Consider the following 16,471-nt stretch of genomic DNA (forward strand, 5'->3'; position numbering starts at 1 on the left):
GCTACGGGGCCGGGCAGAATCCGCCAGGAAGCTGAACGCCGTCAACAACAGGGCACGGGTTGAAGGTGAAGATCACCAGCGTGCCCAGGATGATGATGACCAGGGTGGCCGCGTAGAGGACCATCTTGAGCCAGAAGCGCGTGGAATCCTTCTCGGCGTAGTCGTTGATGATGGTGCGGACGCCGTTGGTTCCGTGCAGCATGGCAAGCCACAGCATGGCGAGGTCCCAGAACTGCCAGAACGGATCTGCCCACTTGCCGGCAACAAAGCCGAAGTCGATCGCGTGGATGCCTTCGCCTACCAGCAGGTTCACGAAGAGGTGGCCGAAGATCAGCACCACCAGGACGATGCCGGAAAGGCGCATGAAGAGCCAGGCGATCATCTCGAAGTTGCCCCGGCTGGAGCCGGTGCGGTTGTACTTCGGGGCGATTTTTCCGCTGCGCGGGGATTCGATGGTTGTCATGGCTTAGTGGCCTCCCAGCGCGAGGGAAAGGTGGCGGATGGCGAAGCCGGCGAACGTGACCAGCCACAGCGCAAGCACGATCCACAGCATCTGGCGCTGGTACTTGGCGCCCTTCTTCCAGAAGTCGATGGCAATCACGCGCAGGCCGTTGAAGGCGTGGAAAATGATCGCAGCGACCAGGCCCGTTTCCCCCAGGGCCATGAGGGGGTTCTTGTAAGCACCAATGACGGCCGTGTAGGCCTCAGGGGACACGCGCACCAATGAGGTGTCCAACACATGGACCAACAAGAAGAAAAAGATCACTACACCGGTAATACGATGTCCAACCCAGGACCACATGCCTTCACGGCCGCGGTACAAGGTGCCAGCTGGTTTTGTCGGCACTGATTAAACCTTCCTGCAACACAGCGGCGCTGGCATGGGATCCACGCGGGGGGAACGCCTGCTGCGAGAGCACTCGTAGCTCACGCCTAAATCTAGGCTTCGCTCACAGCATATTCAATTTAGGACGGGCTTCTCTCCTTGTTAATTCCATGTTTCCTGCCAGTATTCAGGCGATTTTGCCCAGTCCCTGAGACGAACGCCACATGCGTGGCGTACTGCGGGGCTTCGCGCTTGCGTCGGATAAAGTGTTGCGGTGAGTACAGAAGACGCGAAATACCCGGAATCGCCCATGAACCGCTTCCATGCGGTTATTCCGGCCGGCGGTGTGGGGACCCGGTTGTGGCCGCTCTCGCGGGCCGCTGCGCCCAAGTTCCTCCACGACCTGACCGGTTCCGGCAGTACGTTGTTGAGGGCCACCTATGACCGCCTGGAGCCGCTGGCCGGTGAAAGGGTGCTCGTAGTGACAGGCGAGGCCCACCGTGCCGCTGTTTGCCGCCAGCTCCCTGAAATCGGGGACGACGAACTGGTGCTCGAGAGCGAGCCCAAGGACTCCGGTGCTGCGATTGGACTGGCCGCTGCCATCCTGTACCGCCGCGACCCGGACACCATCATGGGCTCCTTCGCAGCGGACCAGGTCATCAGCCCGGACCATCTTTTCCAGGAAACGGTGCGCGAGGCCATCTACACGGCCGCCATGGGCAAGATCGTCACCATCGGCATTAAGCCCACGCACCCCTCCACCGGTTTTGGCTACATCCGTTCCGGCGCTGCCCTCAACGTGGAAGGCGCACCGAACGCGCTGGCGGTGGCTGAGTTCGTGGAGAAGCCAAGCCAGGAAGTCGCCAATAAATATGTAGAAGCAGGGGACTACGTCTGGAACGCGGGCATGTTCGTTGCTCCCGTGGCGCTCATGCTGAAGCACCTTGAAGCCAACCAGCCCGAACTGTTCAAGGGCCTCCAGGAAATCGCAGAGGCCTGGGACACTCCCCAGCGCGCCGAAGTCACCGCGCGGGTGTGGCCCACGTTGCCCAAGATCGCGATCGACTATGCCGTGGCCGAGCCCGCAGCGGCAGCCGGCGATGTCGCCGTCGTGCCTGGCACTTTCCGTTGGGACGACGTTGGCGACTTCGCTGCGATCGGCCGCCTCAACAATGCCGGCGATGTGGACGAGGTGACCGTGCTCGGTGAAGGCGCCCGTGTGTTCGCGGAGAATGCCAGCGGCGTGGTGGTCTCCGACACCAAGCGCGTCATCGCCCTGATCGGCATCAAGGACGTGGTCATCGTGGACACCCCGGACGCGCTCCTGGTCACCACCAAGGAACACGCGCAATTGGTCAAGGGGACCGTTGACGCCCTCAAAGCCAGCGGCGATACGGACGTGCTGTAACGCAGCTCCTTATACCGTGAGCCACCTCTTTGGTTGTCCTGCGCCTGAACGCAGCGTAACCAAGAGGTGGCTTTCGTTCTTTGCGTGCCGCGGATGGCTAGAGTTGTGACGTGCGCAATTACACGACTGAAACCGAGCCCGCTCCCGTTGTGAGTCCTTGGGTTGATGAACTGCTGCCCGGACTCATCGAATTCCGGCGTGACCTCCATGCGCACCCCGAACTCTCCTTCAAGGAATTCCGCACTACGGACAAACTCGTGGAGCGGCTCGAAGCGGCAGGACTGAAGCCGCGGCGGCTGGAGGAGACCGGGCTGACGGTTGACGTGGGCGAGGGCCCCATTGCCACCGCCCTCCGTGGCGACATCGACGCACTGCCGATCATCGAGGAGACCGGCCTGCCCTTCGCTTCGAAGAACCATGGCGTTACCCATGCTTGCGGGCACGACGTCCACACCACCGCCATGCTCGGCATTGCCTTGACGCTGCAGCGGATGCACAAGAACAATCCTCTGGGCGGCACAGTCCGGATCATCTTCCAGCCGGCCGAGGAAACCATGCCGGGTGGGGCGCTGTCCTGCATTGAGCAGGGAGTCCTTGAGGGTGTGCCGCGCATCCTTGCGCTGCACTGCGATCCCCGGATCAACGTGGGCCAGATCGGCACCCGCATCGGGGCGATTACCTCTGCCTCGGACACCATCAAGATTGAGCTTTCCGGCCGGGGCGGCCACACGTCCAGGCCACACCTGACCGAGGACCTTGTGTTCGCGCTGGCCCAAATAGCGGTCAATGTTCCGGCCGTCCTTTCCCGCCGGGTGGACGTCCGCAGTGGCGTGTCCGTTGTCTGGGGCCAGATCTCCGCAGGCTCTGCCCCCAATGCCATCCCCGGCTCCGGTTACATGGCCGGCACCATGCGTTGCCTCGACCGCGATGCCTGGCACAGCGCGGGGGAGCTGCTGGACGACGTCGTCCGGCAAGTTGCTGCGCCGTACGGCGTGGACGTCCACCTCGAACACACCCGTGGCGTGCCGCCTGTGGTCAACTCCGAGCACGAGACCGCCCTCATCGAAGCTTCCGCCCGCGCTGAGCTGGGTGAAAACGCTGTGGTGCTCACGCCTCAGTCCATGGGAGGCGAGGACTTTGCCTGGTTCCTGGCAGACCTCCCAGGTGCCATGATGCGCTTGGGCACGCACACCCCCGGCGGCGAAGAATACGATCTCCACCGTGGTGACTTCATCGTGGATGAGCGTGCCCTGGGCTACGCCATCCGCGTCCTGACCGCCGCCGCCCTGCGCACCATCCGCGACCTCGAGCAGTAGACCCAACCAAGCCGCAGTTAAGTGCGTTTTGACCGCCTCAAAACGCACTTAACTGCGGCTCAGTTGGGTGCGGTCGGCGCAGATAAGTTGTGCACAATTGAATTGTGCACTATCGTTTTATCCATGAGTGATGCACCCCGCCTCCGCCACCAGGTCTGCTTTGCGCTGTATTCGGCGTCCAAAGCCGCGACGGCGGTCTACCGCCCCGTGCTGGAGGACCTTGGCCTGACGTACCCGCAGTACCTGGTGATGCTGGTGCTGTGGGAGCAGGAGCCGCGGAGTGTTCGCGACCTCGGCGCCGAACTGGGACTTGATTCAGGCACATTGTCGCCCCTCCTGAAGCGCCTTGAGGGCCTGGGGTTGGTGGAACGCCGCCGGTCCGCCGAGGACGAGCGCCGCGTGGACGTGATCTTGACCGACGCCGGGACCGCCTTGAGCGACCGTGCCCAGGCTGTGCCCCAGCGCCTCGCGGACGCCGCCGGACTTTCTGCCGGTGAGATCGAACAACTCCACGCCACCCTCGGCAAGCTCACGAAAGCCCTCAACGGCTCACTCTGACAAACTCCCGGAAAATCCCGAGACGTCCATTCCCGAAGAGAAACGGAAACACCATGAAGACTCTCTACACTGCCGAGGCACTGGCCTCCGGCGAAGGCCGCGACGGCAACGCCCGCACCAATGACGGCAAACTGGATGTAGCACTCGCCAGCCCCGTGGAACTCGGTGGCAACGGTGAAGGCACCAACCCCGAGCAGCTTTTCGCCGCCGGCTACGCAGCCTGCTTCCACTCCGCGTTGCGCTTGGTGGGCCGCAAGGAACGTGTTGACCTCAGTGATTCCGCCGTTGCCGCCAAGATCCACTTCGGTGCACTGACTGACAGCGAAGGCTACGGCCTGGCTGCAGAACTCGAGATCGCGCTGCCTGCCCTGGACCGCACCACCGCTGAAGAGTTGATGGTCAAGGCGCACCAGATCTGCCCGTACTCCAACGCCACCCGCGGCAACATGGACGTAGACCTCAAGCTCGTGGAGTTCGCAGCATGAGCGCCGCCACTACCGAAACCCGCGAAATCCAGCTTGCTTCCCGCCCGGTGGGCCGTCCGGTTCCGGAGAATTTCCGGCTGGCAACAGCGCAGCTCCCCGAGCTCGCCGAGGGACAGCTCCTGGTGAAGAACCAGTTCATGTCAGTGGACCCCTACATGCGTGGCCGCATGAACGACGTCAAGTCCTACTCGGCGCCGTTCCGCCTCGATGCAGCGCTCGACGGCGGTGCGGTAGGTGAGGTCATCGCGTCCCGGTCCGACGCGCACAAGGTGGGTGACGTCGTCGTGCATCAACTCGGCTGGCGTGAGCACGCCGTAGTGGACGCCGCGGCAACCACTCCGGTTCTGTCGGGACTGGCCCCAACCTCCGCGTTCCTTGGCGCCCTGGGCATGACCGGCCTGACTGCCTATGCCGGACTGCTCAAGGTGGCAGAGTTCAAGGAAGGCGACGTGGTGTTCGTCTCCGGCGCGGCAGGTGCAGTCGGCTCAATGGTGGGCCAGATCGCCAAGGCCATGGGCGCCTCCAAGGTCATCGGCAGTGCAGGATCGCCGGAGAAGGTAGCCCGGCTGCTGGAGCTTGGATTTGATGCTGCCTTCAACTACAACGATGCGCCCGTGCTGGAGCAGCTGAAGGCAGCTGCGGGGGAGCGCGGCATCGATGTGTACTTCGACAACGTCGGCGGGGAGCACTTGGAAGCCGCGTTGGCCACCCTCACCGTCGGTGGCCGGGTTGCCATGTGTGGAGCCATTGCGCAGTACAACTCCACCGAGCCCCCGGTGGCGCCAAGGAACCTGGCCGTGGCGATCGGCAAGCAGCTGACACTGCGCGGATTCCTGGTGGGTGGACAACGGCAGCACGCCGCTGAATTCGCGCAGAAGATGGCCGGCTGGCTCGCCGACGGCAGCGTCAGCTATGACGAAACGATCGTCGACGGCTTGGAAAATGCACCACAGGCCTTCATCGACCTCCTGGATGGCGCCAACACCGGAAAGATGCTTGTCCGCCTCTGATCCACAGGTGAATCGCGTGTGACTTGCGCACCCAGCTACTGCTTGGTAACAAAAGGTCAACAATCTGACCTGGAGTGATCAATTGTGGTAGCTGGGTGTGTTCCAGGCCACTAGTGTGGGTTTCATCAATGCGCTTCGGCGCAGCTGCGAGCATCAGTGAAAACAGAATTTCTGCCTCAGGTATAGGAAACGGACACTCATTGACCATCCGTCGTAGCGCCAAACACTTTCTTCCTGGAGGAAAATTGAAGAAACCACTGCGTGCCACCCTGAAGCGCGGTTCAATGGCCGGTGTTGCCACAGTCGGCGCAGCAGCGCTCCTGCTGACCGGCTGCGGACAGGCCCCCGACGCCGGATCCGGCACCGCTACCAAGAGCGACTTTGTTGGATGCATCGTGTCCGACTCCGGCGGATTCGATGACCAGTCCTTCAACCAGTCCTCGTTCGAAGGCCTCAAGAAGGCCGAGACGGATTTGGGCATCACGGTAAAGTCGGCCGAATCGAAGGCCAACAGCGACTTCGAAACCAACCTCAACGGCATGATCTCCGCCGGCTGCAACCTCACGGTGACCGTTGGCTTCCTCCTGGGCGATGCCACCAAGGCCGCCGCCGAGAAGAACACCGACAAGCACTTCGCGATCGTCGACTACACGTACGAGACTCCGATCGCCAACGTCAAGCCGATCGTCTACGACACGGCGCAGGCGGCATACCTGGCCGGATACGCGGCTGCGGCCACCTCCAAGACCGGCAAGGTAGGTACCTTCGGCGGCATCAAGATCCCCACGGTCACCATCTTCATGGACGGCTTCTACGACGGCGTCCAGGCCTACAACAAGGCCAAGAACAAGACCGTCCAGGTTGTTGGCTGGGACAAGACCACCCAGGACGGTTCGTTCACGGGTGACTTCGAGAAGCAGGACACGGGCAAGCAGGTCACCATCAACCTGCTGGACCAGGGCGCGGACATCATCATGCCTGTCGCCGGACCTGTTGGTAAGGGCGCAGGCGCTGCGCTGAAGGAAGCCAAGGCAGCCGGCAAGGACGTCAAGCTCATCTGGGTTGACTCCGATGGCTACCTCACCGCTCCTGAGTACAAGGACCTCATGCTGACCTCCGTGGTCAAGCAGATGGGCGAAGCTGTTGAAGCCGTGGTGAAGGATGACACGGAAGGCAAGTTCAACAACGCAGCCTACGTCGGCACCTTGGAGAACGATGGCGTTGCCATCGCTCCGTTCCACGATCTTGACTCCGCTGTCACCGCTGAAACCAAGTCCGAGCTCGATGCCCTGAAGGCTGACATCGTCTCCGGCAAGCTGGTTGTCGAATCGGCAGCGAGCCCCAAGAAGTAAATCAATTCCTGGACGCGCCGCCAGTACCGAGCCCCGGTACTGGCGGCGCGTTTTTGCCCTGACTACGCTGGGCTCAAAGCCAGTGGCTTTGGAGCAGTACAGCCGTCCCTCGGACTCACAGAACGGTGGGAGTTGTGAAACTCGAATTGAAGGGGATCTCGAAAGCCTTCGGGACCTTCTACGCCAACCAAGACATCGACCTCGTGGTCGAATCCGGCCAGATCCATTGCCTTCTCGGCGAAAACGGTGCCGGAAAATCAACCCTTATGAACGTGCTGTACGGGCTGTACGAGCCCACAGCCGGCCAGATCCTGGTCAATGACCAGCCGGTCAGTTTCCGCGGCCCCGGTGATGCCATGGCGGCCGGCATCGGTATGGTGCACCAGCACTTCATGCTGGTCCCCGTCTTCACGGTGGCGGAAAACGTGGCCCTCGGTGCGGAGCCGACCTCGTTCGGCGGTGTGCTCAGCATGGACGAAACCCGGAAGAAGATTCGGGAAATCTCTGATAAATACGGCTTTGACGTGGATCCCGACGCCTTGGTGGAGGACCTGCCCGTGGGCGTCCAGCAACGTGTCGAGATCATCAAGGCACTGGTCCGCGAAGCCAAGGTCCTCATCCTGGACGAGCCCACCGCAGTGCTGACGCCGCAGGAAACCGATGAACTTCTGGACATCATGCGGCAGCTCAAAGCCGGTGGCACGTCCATCGTCTTCATCTCGCACAAGCTGCGTGAGGTGAAGGCTGTCTCCGACGTCATCACCGTCATTCGCCGCGGCAAAGTAGTGGGGGATGCGCCTCCCACGGCCTCCGCCACCGAACTGGCATCCATGATGGTGGGCCGCCCTGTCAGCCTGAGCCTGGACAAGGCACCCGCGCAGCCGAAGGAAACCACGTTCGTGGTGGAAAACCTGACGGTCCGCGCTGCCAACGGCACCAACGTGGTGGACGGGATCAGTTTCGACATCGCCCAAGGTGAGATCCTCGCCGTCGCGGGTGTCCAAGGCAATGGCCAAACGGAACTGACCGAAGCCATCCTGGGCGTGCAGGAGCACGTCACAGGTTCGGTGACCCTGGACGGCAAGCAACTGCTGGGCCTTCCGGTCAAGGAAGTGCTGCGTTCGGGCGTCGGCTTTGTCCCAGAGGACCGCACTGTGGATGGACTGGTTGGACCTTTCTCGGTCGCCGAAAACCTGGTGCTTGACCTGTATGACCAAGCACCTTTTGCCAGCGGCATCAGCATGAAGCCGGGCAAGGTTGCTGAACATGCCAAGGCCAAGATCGAAGAATTCGATATCCGGACTCCCTCTGCGGGGTCGGCCGCTGGAACACTGTCCGGCGGAAACCAGCAGAAAGTGGTCATGGCGCGGGAGCTGTCCAGGCCCTTGCGGTTGTTCATCGCGAGCCAGCCGACCCGTGGCGTGGATGTCGGCTCCATCGAGTTCCTGCACAAGCGCATCGTTGCCGAACGCGACGTCGGTACGCCGGTCATGATCGTTTCCACTGAACTTGATGAGGTCATCGAACTCGCGGACCGGATTGCCGTGCTCTACAAGGGCAAGCTCGTGGGCATCGTCCCCGCCGGAACGCCCCGCGACACCCTTGGCTTGATGATGGCCGGCGTCGGCCCGGAAGGAGGCTCTGATGACTGAGAAGGATCAGTCCAAGAGCGAACCAACACCCGCCCTGCCCGCTGAGGACCAGTCCACAGCGGACCTCCGTGCGGCAGATGTCTCACTTGATACCGCGGGAGGCATGCTGGAACCATCCATCGTTCCGGTGTCTTCCCAAAGCGGCGATTCCGGAGCTCAGCAGGGCAGCCTTATGCGCCGCATCGTGATGGGCAACGGCTTCGTGTCCGTCCTGGCCGTCATCGTGGCACTGTTCCTGGGTGGCCTGCTGATTGCCAGCACGGACGCCCAGGTTGCCAAAACCGCAGGCTACTTGTTCGCCCGGCCCACGGACTTCCTCAGCGCGTTGTGGTCTGCCATGACCGAGAGCTATGTTGCCCTTTTCCAGGGGTCGATCTTCAACCCCCGGCAGGGACTGCAGCCGCTGCTTGAAACCATGACGGTGGCAACCCCGCTGATCTGTGCAGGCCTTGGTGTTGCCTTGGCCTTCCGCGCCGGCCTGTTCAACATCGGCGCACAGGGACAGATCATCATCAGCGCCACGCTGGCTGCCTACGCAGGGTTCGCCTGGCACTTGCCGTTCGGCCTGCACCTGCTGGTGGTCATCATCATGGGGGTCCTGGGTGGTGCACTTTGGGGTGCCATCGTTGGCATCCTCAAAGCACGGACCGGTGCACACGAGGTGATCGTCACCATCATGCTGAACTACGTGGCCTTGTTCCTGCTGGACTTCCTGCTGAACACTGCTGCGTTCCGGCGTCCGGGGGACAACAGCCCCATCTCGCCACGCCTGGACGAGTCGGCAACGTATCCCGTCCTCATCCCCGGCTCCCGTCTCCACGTGGGATTCCTGGTGGCCATAGCGCTGACCTTCGGCGTGTGGTGGCTGTTGAACCGGTCCACGATCGGCTTCGAATTCCGTGCTGTCGGCGCCAACCCCATCGCTGCACGGACCGCCGGCGTCAAGGTATCCCGCGCCACCATCCTGGTGATGGCCATGGCCGGTGCCCTCGCCGCTTTCGGCGGTATTGCCCAGGTTGCCGGTACGGAAAAGGTGCTGACCGGCGGCGTCGCTGCCCAGATCGGCTTCGACGCCATCACGGTTGCCCTGCTGGGACGCAGCACGCCGTGGGGGGCGTTCTTCGCCGGCCTGCTGTTCGGAGCCTTCCGCGCAGGGGCAGTGCAGATGCAGATCCAGACGGGAACGCCCATCGACATCGTGCTGGTGGTGCAGTCCTTGATCGTGCTCTTCATCGCGGCACCTCCACTCATCCGGTCGATTTTCCGGCTTGAACCCAAGAAGAAGAACAAGACACCTAAGGCGGCTCCCAAGGCTGCCCTCGTCAACGCCTCCGGAGGTGCCAAATGAGCGCGACAACCACCGCTCCGAAGTCGGGTTCAACGGCCCTGCCGGCGTTCCGGCCTTCCATGAAAGTCCCGCTCTCGCTCGGCATCCTTGCCCTCATAGCCTTGGTCTTCTTCGGCTTCCTGGGTCCGGACCAGACAGCCGAGATGAAGATCAGCGACGCCGGTGACGCCGTCGCCGTCCCGGCGCTCATGATTCCGGGGCAGGTGGGCGGGGTGGTCTTCGGCATCCTGCTGCTGGCTATGGCCGCCTACTCCATCTACCTCTGGACGCAGGGGGAGCGTTCACCCAAGTGGCTGCCCATTGCCTTTGCCGTGGTATTCGTGTTCGCGTTGCTCGTCTGGATCGTGGCCGGCGCACGGCAGCCGTCCATTTCGCTGGCAGGCCTCGTAGCGGGGTCGGTAACACTGGCCGTACCTCTGGTCTTCGGTTCATTGTCAGGGGTGTTGTGTGAGCGCGTGGGCGTGGTGAACATCGCTATTGAGGGACAACTCCTGGGCGGCGCCTTCACCGCCGCGCTGGTAGCCACCATGACGGGCAGCCCCTATATCGGCCTGATCGCGGCGGCTGCTGCCGGGGCCGCGGTCTCCATGGTCCTGGCGGTCTTCAGCATCAAATACCTGGTCAACCAGATCATTGTGGGCGTTGTCCTCAACGTGCTGGTCTCCGGCCTCACCGGCTTCCTTTACGGCACGCTGATGGTCCCCAACAAGGAGCAGTTCAACACCCCGGGGCGCCTGGACATCCTGCCGATCCCGCTGCTCTCGGACATCCCCATCATCGGGCCCATCCTGTTTGAGCAGTCCATTGCCGGCTACCTCATGTACATTGCCGTGGCCGTGGTGTGGTTCGGCCTGTTCAAGACCCGGTGGGGCCTGCGGGTCCGCGCCGTCGGCGAGCACCCGCAGGCTGCCGACACCCTGGGTATCAATGTCAACGCCACCCGCTTCTGGAACGTCACCCTGGGTGGTGCCATCGCAGGTATCGGTGGCGCAGTCTTCACCCTGGTGACCATCGATTCCTTCACCAAGGACATCTCCGGCGGCCGAGGCTTCATCGCCTTGGCAGCCTTGATCTTTGGCCGGTGGAACCCGATCGGCGCGTTCCTGGCATCGCTGCTGTTCGGCTTCGCGTACAACCTGCAATCCATCCTGGGCATCATCGGTACACCGGTGCCCAGCCAGTTCATGGCCATGCTGCCGTACTTGGTGACCATCTTCGCCGTCGCCGGTTTGGTGGGTAAGTCGCGGCCACCGGCCGCAAGCGGCATACCGTACGTGAAGGGTTGACGATGCCTGCGGATGACATCGATTGGCAGGCACTGGAAGAGGCAGCACAGCAGGCCATGCGCCACGCCTATGCGCCCTACTCCAAGTTCCCGGTGGGCGCTGCGGCCCTCACCGAGGATGGTCGGATCGTTACTGGCTGCAATGTGGAGAACGCCAGCTACGGGCTGACCCTCTGCGCCGAATGCGCACTTGTTGGGCAGCTCCACATGACAGGCGGTGGCCGGCTCGCCGCGTTCTATTGCGTGGACGGGCAGGGCAACGTCCTCATGCCGTGCGGCCGGTGCCGGCAGTTGCTCTACGAGTTCCGGGCGCCCGGCATGCAGCTCATGACCACGCAGGGAATCAAAACCATGGACCAGGTGCTCCCTGATGCCTTCGGTCCCGAAAACCTGGAGGAAACCACGTGACCAACACTGAAGCGTTCGACGCCGTCCAGATCATCTCCATCAAGCGCGACAAAGGCACCCTCACTCCCGAGCAGATCGACTGGACCATTGATGCCTACACCCGGGGTGTCATCGCCGAGGAACAAATGGCCGCGCTGAACATGGCCATCCTGCTCAACGGAATGGACCGCGCCGAGATTTCGCGGTGGACGTCCGCCATGATCGCCTCGGGCGAGCGGATGGACTTTTCGTCCCTGACAAGGCCCGACGGCGGACGCAAGGCTACCAGCGACAAACACTCCACCGGTGGGGTCGGGGACAAGATCACGCTCCCCCTGGCGCCGCTCGTTGCCGTGTTCGGCGTCGCAGTTCCTCAGCTCTCAGGCCGCGGGCTGGGCCACACGGGTGGAACGTTGGACAAGCTCGAAGCCATCCCCGGGTGGCGCGCCAACCTGAGCAGCGACGAGATCATGGCCCAGCTCCAGGACGTGGGTGCAGTCATCTGCGCGGCAGGTTCCGGGCTGGCTCCTGCCGACAAGAAGCTCTACGCGCTGCGTGATGTCACGGGCACGGTGGAGGCGATCCCGTTGATTGCTTCCTCGATCATGAGCAAGAAGATCGCCGAAGGCACGGGCTCCTTGGTGCTGGACGTCAAGGTGGGTTCCGGTGCCTTCATGAAGGATGAGGCACGGGCCCGCGAGCTTGCCGAGACCATGGTGGCCCTGGGCAAGGATGCCGGTGTGCACACCGTCGCCCTGATGACAGATATGTCCACGCCGTTGGGTTTGACCGCCGGAAACGCGATCGAAGTTGAGGAATCCGTGGAGGTCCTTGCCGGCGGCGGCCCGGAAGACGTCGTCGAACTGACTGTCCGCCTGGCTGAGGAGATGCTGGCCGGCGCCGGCATCCACGACGCCGACCCCGCGGCTGCCTTGAAGGACGGCCGTGCCATGGATGTCTGGAACCGGATGATCGAAGCACAGGGTGGCGACCCGCGTGCTGCGCTGCCGGTGGCCAAGGAATCCGAGGTTGTCTATGCTCCCGCGGACGGTGTCCTGGTGGAACTGGATGCGCTTTCTGTCGGTGTTGCGGCCTGGCGCCTGGGCGCCGGGCGGGCCCGCAAGGAGGACCAGGTCCAAGCCGGTGCCGGTGTCCGCATGCACGCCAAACCGGGCGCATTGGTCCGTGCGGGGGAGCCTCTGATGACACTCCTGACGGACACTCCCGGGAAGTTTGAACGGGCCAAGGAAGCGCTCCAGGATGCCGTGGTGATCGCGCCCGAGGGGTCACGCCCGGCACATCAGCTCATCATCGACCGCATCGCCTAGGCTTAAGTGTTCCGGGCCGTTCGGCAAGAACGGCCCGGAACACCAGTCATCCGGCGCCTGTGGGGGAGCCGGCTACCGTAAGGAAACCGTGCAGGGCATCAACGATTTCATCCTCGCCGCGGCGGAGCAGCCATGGGTGTTGTTCCTGGTGTTGGCCTGCTGCGTGATAGATGGCTTCTTCCCACCCATTCCGAGCGAATCCGTGGTGGTGGGCCTGAGTGCCGTGTCCGGGAGCAGCGGCGCGCCCAATGTATGGCTGCTCGGCGTGATGGCAGCCTTGGGAGCGTTCTCGGGGGACAACATCGCGTACATCATCGGCCGCCGCATAGGGATCCAGCGGTGGCGGTGGATGCGCACGCAGCGGATGCAGGGCGCCTTCCGTTGGGCAGGCAAGGAACTCCGACGCCGGTCGGCCTCGCTCATCATGGTGGCCCGCTTCATCCCCATTGGCAGGGTGGCCGTCAACCTGACGGCCGGTGCCACACACTTCCACCACCGACGCTTCGTGGCCCTTACTGCCATGTCCGCCGTCCTGTGGGCCACGTATTCGGTGATCCTGGGCTACTTCTTTGGAGTCTGGTTCGAGGACAACCATCTCCTGGGCGCCGTCATAGCGATCGTGGTTGCCGTGATCCTGGGCATCATCATCGATCGGATCATCAGCAAAGTCCGTGGATCAGTGCCGTTGGACGGCAAGAACATCCCCGAGGAAGACGCTCCGACTCCACCCACGGTATGACGCCTCCGGCCCCGGAAGATCAGCCCGGCGGTTGACGACGGCACCTTATCAGCCCCTATAGCGTTAAGCGTGTGATCCCAAGGCTGGGACGTAGCGAACGACGTCCCGGCCGTGGGACACTAGAGCGACTTCCGTCACACCGTCAAGTCATATTCGTCTAGGAGCTACCGCCGCGTGGAGTTTTTGAACCAAATGCTCGAGCATGCAGCCGGGCAGCCCTGGATATACCCGGTCCTGCTGGTCTTCTTCTTCATTGACGGATTTGCCACCATCCTTCCCAGCGAAACAGCCATCGTTGGCCTCTCGGCGCTGTCCCTTCACAGCGGAGAGCCCAACCTGTGGATCCTGGGAGCCACCGCACTGGTAGGTGCCATGGCAGGCGACAACATGGCCTACTTGCTGGGCCGGAAGATCGGCCTCACCCGCTGGAAGTGGATGCGCCGGCCCAAGGTCCAGAAGATGTTCGCCTGGGCGCAGTATGAGCTGGATAAGCGCGGCGCGGTCCTCATCTTCACGGCCCGCTACATTCCCTGGGGCCGCGTAGCGGTGAACTACGTGGCCGGACAAACCGGCTTCCGCCACCGGACTTTCTTCTGGTTGGACGCCTTCGCCTGCATCACGTGGGTAGGCTACTCCATCGGTATCGGCCTCCTCGCGGGCCAGTGGGTGCACCACAACCCGCTCCTGGGAGTCGGCATCGCGGTTGCCTTCGCCGTGGTCCTGGGCATTGTGGTGGATCACGCCCTCCGTTGGTGGCACAAATACCTGGAGAAGAAGGACCTCGCCAGGGAGGCTGCTGCCAGCACCGAAGTGACAGCTGTCGATCCCGCGGAAAAGGCGATCGCCGGCGTCGACCTCTCCAAGCCCGCCAGCTAAGGCGACCGGCAGTACCAGCCAGAGCGGCTGTGGGGATTAGTCTTAGTACGTGACTGAGCCCATACTTGACGCCGCCCCTGCCCTTGACTTCGATCTGAAGAGCCTCCCCAAGGTTTCCCTCCACGACCACCTGGACGGAGGCCTCCGCCCCGCCACCATCATCGAGCTCGCTGAGGCGGTCGGCCACACGCTGCCGTCCACCGACCCCGTTGCGCTGGGTGAATGGTTCCGCGAATCAGCCGACTCCGGCTCACTGGTCCGCTACCTCGAAACGTTCGACCACACCATTGCTGTCATGCAGACCAAGGAAGGCCTCTTCAGGGTCGCCAAGGAATTCGTGGAAGACCTCGCCGAGGACGGCGTGGTCTACGGCGAAGTCCGCTGGGCACCGGAACAGCACCTGCAGAAGGGCCTCACCCTGGACGAGGTTGTTGAAGCCGTCCAGACCGGCCTTGAAGCCGGTGTTGATGCTGCTGACGAGCGCGGCCAGCAGATCCAGGTGGGCCAGCTCATCACCGCGATGCGCCACGCCGATCGTGGCCAGGAGATCGCAGAGCTCGCTGTCCGCCACCGTGCCAATGGCGCTGTGGGCTTTGACATTGCCGGCGCCGAAGACGGTTTCCTCCCGTCCCGTTTCAAGGACGCCTTCACATACCTTGCCGAAAACAACTTCCCGGCCACCGTCCACGCCGGTGAAGCAGCGGGCCTGGAGAGCATCCAGTCAGCCCTGGTCGATGGCCGTGCCCTGCGCCTGGGCCACGGCGTCCGGATCGCCGAGGACATTTCGGTGGAGTTTGAGGACAACTCCGACGACGACGGCGAGGACACCGTCGGCATGGTGACCATCGGCAGCGTGGCGGCTTGGGTCCGCGACCGCGGCATCGCCCTGGAAATCTGCCCTTCCTCCAACCTTCAGACCGGTGCGGTTTCCGGCTTTGGCGATGGCATCGAGAGCCACCCCGTGGACATGCTGTTCCAGCTCGGCTTCAACGTCACCATCAACACGGACAACCGACTCATGAGTGGCGTCACCCTGACGGACGAGTTCGAACTGCTGGTGGAAACCTTTGACTACGACCTCGATGACCTCCTTGAACTGACGCTCAACGCCGCCGAGGCAGCCTTCCTGCCGCTGGACGAACGCGAAGCCTTGGTTGAGTACATCAACGATGCCTACGCCAACCTCGGCTAACAACGCCGACGGACTCACGGAGCTCATTGGGACGATCGCCGCGCTGCGTGAGCACTGTCCTTGGATGGGTGCGCTGACGCACGAATCGCTGGTGGAATACCTGATCGAGGAAGCCTACGAAGTGGTGGATTCGATCGAAGCCGGCGACTCCCCGGAAAGGGACAGCGAGCTCCTGGGCGAGCTGGGCGATGTACTGCTTCAGGTAGTACTCCACGCCCGGCTCGCCGAGGAGCGCGGCAGCTTCGATTTCGCGGACGTGGTGCGCAGCATCAACGCCAAAATGGTCCGGCGGAACCAGCACGTCTTCAAGGCCGATGGATCCCTGCGGGAGAGTTTCCCGGCCAGCGTCGAAGAAATCATCGTCAAATGGGACGCCGCCAAACGTGCCGAGAAGCCGGAACGGAAGGATCCCTTTGAAGGCATCCCGCCGCACCTTCCTGCGTTGGCAGCAGCACAGAAGTCCCTGGATAGGGCAGCCCGCGCAGGGGTGAAGGTCGACGCGCAAGGCCCCGTGGCCGCCGTCGGGCTTCCCGTCATCCCGGCCTCGGAAGAGGAGCTCGGTGAGCTGCTGCTGACTGTCGTGGCCGGTGCCCGGGAGCAAGGACTCGACGCCGAACGGGCCCTCCGTTCCGCTGTTCGATCGTTTCAGAACAGCCAGTCCCAGCCTTCATGACGTGGGTCTTTGGAAGTTGTTCCGTAACCTAAGCCA

At 63.0% G+C, this 16,471-nt stretch carries 17 protein-coding genes; 15 read left to right on the top strand and 2 right to left on the bottom strand.

Going from position 1 to position 16,471, the window contains the following annotated elements; genetic code table 11:
- Position 1: 1 nt before the first annotated feature.
- Positions 2–463 (bottom strand): succinate dehydrogenase hydrophobic membrane anchor subunit, encoded by a 462-nt coding sequence (locus QEH68_RS06415; protein WP_017197835.1) that lies wholly within the window; start codon positions 461–463, stop codon positions 2–4.
- Positions 464–466: 3 nt separating this feature from the next.
- Complete coding sequence (gene sdhC, locus QEH68_RS06420) at positions 467–802, bottom strand: succinate dehydrogenase, cytochrome b556 subunit (RefSeq protein WP_231343329.1); 336 nt, start codon at positions 800–802, stop codon at positions 467–469.
- Positions 803–1,100: 298 nt separating this feature from the next.
- Between sdhC and QEH68_RS06425 the strand changes: the two genes are divergently transcribed.
- The 15 genes from QEH68_RS06425 (at position 1,101) to QEH68_RS06495 (ending at position 16,435) form a co-directional block, all read left to right on the top strand.
- A complete protein-coding gene (locus QEH68_RS06425) occupies positions 1,101–2,234 on the top strand; it encodes a sugar phosphate nucleotidyltransferase (protein ID WP_207596764.1) in 1,134 nt (377 codons plus the stop codon).
- A gap of 110 nt (positions 2,235–2,344) precedes the next feature.
- Positions 2,345–3,550, top strand: coding sequence for an amidohydrolase (locus QEH68_RS06430; protein ID WP_024820064.1), 1,206 nt, complete (start codon positions 2,345–2,347; stop codon positions 3,548–3,550).
- Positions 3,551–3,673: 123 nt separating this feature from the next.
- Positions 3,674–4,108 (top strand): MarR family transcriptional regulator, encoded by a 435-nt coding sequence (locus tag QEH68_RS06435; RefSeq protein ID WP_207596765.1) that lies wholly within the window; start codon positions 3,674–3,676, stop codon positions 4,106–4,108.
- A 53-nt stretch (positions 4,109–4,161) separates the two neighbouring features.
- Positions 4,162–4,593: an organic hydroperoxide resistance protein gene (locus tag QEH68_RS06440; protein WP_280627433.1), complete on the top strand. Its 432-nt coding sequence runs from the start codon at positions 4,162–4,164 to the stop codon at positions 4,591–4,593.
- On the top strand, positions 4,590–5,603 hold the full coding sequence (locus QEH68_RS06445) for an NADP-dependent oxidoreductase (protein ID WP_280627434.1): 1,014 nt from the start codon (positions 4,590–4,592) through the stop codon (positions 5,601–5,603). Before QEH68_RS06440 ends, QEH68_RS06445 begins: the two co-directional genes overlap by 4 nt.
- A gap of 113 nt (positions 5,604–5,716) precedes the next feature.
- The gene (locus QEH68_RS06450; RefSeq protein WP_207596768.1) at positions 5,717–6,955 is read left to right on the top strand and encodes a BMP family ABC transporter substrate-binding protein; all 1,239 of its coding nucleotides are present in this window, start codon (positions 5,717–5,719) and stop codon (positions 6,953–6,955) included.
- 134 nt (positions 6,956–7,089) lie between these two features.
- Complete coding sequence (locus QEH68_RS06455) at positions 7,090–8,607, top strand: ABC transporter ATP-binding protein (RefSeq protein ID WP_280627435.1); 1,518 nt, start codon at positions 7,090–7,092, stop codon at positions 8,605–8,607.
- On the top strand, positions 8,600–9,955 hold the full coding sequence (locus tag QEH68_RS06460) for an ABC transporter permease (RefSeq protein WP_280627436.1): 1,356 nt from the start codon (positions 8,600–8,602) through the stop codon (positions 9,953–9,955). The genes QEH68_RS06455 and QEH68_RS06460 overlap by 8 nt, the downstream gene beginning before the upstream one ends.
- Positions 9,952–11,241, top strand: a complete 1,290-nt coding sequence (locus tag QEH68_RS06465; RefSeq protein ID WP_089594145.1) for an ABC transporter permease — start codon at positions 9,952–9,954, stop codon at positions 11,239–11,241. The genes QEH68_RS06460 and QEH68_RS06465 overlap by 4 nt, the downstream gene beginning before the upstream one ends.
- Positions 11,242–11,243: 2 nt before the next feature.
- Positions 11,244–11,648 (top strand): cytidine deaminase, encoded by a 405-nt coding sequence (locus tag QEH68_RS06470; RefSeq protein WP_280627437.1) that lies wholly within the window; start codon positions 11,244–11,246, stop codon positions 11,646–11,648.
- Entirely contained in the window at positions 11,645–12,955 is a 1,311-nt protein-coding gene (locus tag QEH68_RS06475; RefSeq protein WP_280627438.1) for a thymidine phosphorylase, read from the top strand. The genes QEH68_RS06470 and QEH68_RS06475 overlap by 4 nt, the downstream gene beginning before the upstream one ends.
- An 88-nt stretch (positions 12,956–13,043) precedes the next feature.
- Complete coding sequence (locus QEH68_RS06480; protein WP_207596773.1) at positions 13,044–13,694, top strand: DedA family protein; 651 nt, start codon at positions 13,044–13,046, stop codon at positions 13,692–13,694.
- Positions 13,695–13,886: 192 nt separating this feature from the next.
- Positions 13,887–14,570: a DedA family protein gene (locus QEH68_RS06485; protein WP_207597504.1), complete on the top strand. Its 684-nt coding sequence runs from the start codon at positions 13,887–13,889 to the stop codon at positions 14,568–14,570.
- A gap of 49 nt (positions 14,571–14,619) precedes the next feature.
- Positions 14,620–15,762 carry an adenosine deaminase gene (locus tag QEH68_RS06490; RefSeq protein ID WP_207596774.1) on the top strand — a complete coding sequence of 381 codons (1,143 nt, stop codon included), beginning with the start codon at positions 14,620–14,622 and terminating at the stop codon, positions 15,760–15,762.
- Positions 15,740–16,435 carry a MazG nucleotide pyrophosphohydrolase domain-containing protein gene (locus QEH68_RS06495; protein WP_207596775.1) on the top strand — a complete coding sequence of 232 codons (696 nt, stop codon included), beginning with the start codon at positions 15,740–15,742 and terminating at the stop codon, positions 16,433–16,435. Before QEH68_RS06490 ends, QEH68_RS06495 begins: the two co-directional genes overlap by 23 nt.
- Positions 16,436–16,471 lie beyond the last annotated feature (36 nt).

Source organism: Paenarthrobacter sp. OM7 (genome assembly GCF_029873575.1).
Classification (GTDB): Bacteria; Actinomycetota; Actinomycetes; order Actinomycetales; family Micrococcaceae; genus Arthrobacter.

Excerpts from the sequence above, each read along its gene's own strand:
- QEH68_RS06415 (WP_017197835.1), bottom strand. The coding sequence starts at position 463 with ATGACAACCATCGAATCCCCGCGCAGCGGAAAAATCGCCCCGAAGTAC.
- sdhC (WP_231343329.1), bottom strand. The coding sequence starts at position 802 with ATGTGGTCCTGGGTTGGACATCGTATTACCGGTGTAGTGATCTTTTTC.
- QEH68_RS06435 (WP_207596765.1), top strand. The coding sequence starts at position 3,674 with ATGAGTGATGCACCCCGCCTCCGCCACCAGGTCTGCTTTGCGCTGTAT.
- QEH68_RS06440 (WP_280627433.1), top strand. The coding sequence starts at position 4,162 with ATGAAGACTCTCTACACTGCCGAGGCACTGGCCTCCGGCGAAGGCCGC.
- QEH68_RS06445 (WP_280627434.1), top strand. The coding sequence starts at position 4,590 with ATGAGCGCCGCCACTACCGAAACCCGCGAAATCCAGCTTGCTTCCCGC.
- QEH68_RS06460 (WP_280627436.1), top strand. The coding sequence starts at position 8,600 with ATGACTGAGAAGGATCAGTCCAAGAGCGAACCAACACCCGCCCTGCCC.
- QEH68_RS06465 (WP_089594145.1), top strand. The coding sequence starts at position 9,952 with ATGAGCGCGACAACCACCGCTCCGAAGTCGGGTTCAACGGCCCTGCCG.
- QEH68_RS06470 (WP_280627437.1), top strand. The coding sequence starts at position 11,244 with ATGCCTGCGGATGACATCGATTGGCAGGCACTGGAAGAGGCAGCACAG.
- QEH68_RS06485 (WP_207597504.1), top strand. The coding sequence starts at position 13,887 with ATGCTCGAGCATGCAGCCGGGCAGCCCTGGATATACCCGGTCCTGCTG.
- QEH68_RS06495 (WP_207596775.1), top strand. The coding sequence starts at position 15,740 with ATGCCTACGCCAACCTCGGCTAACAACGCCGACGGACTCACGGAGCTC.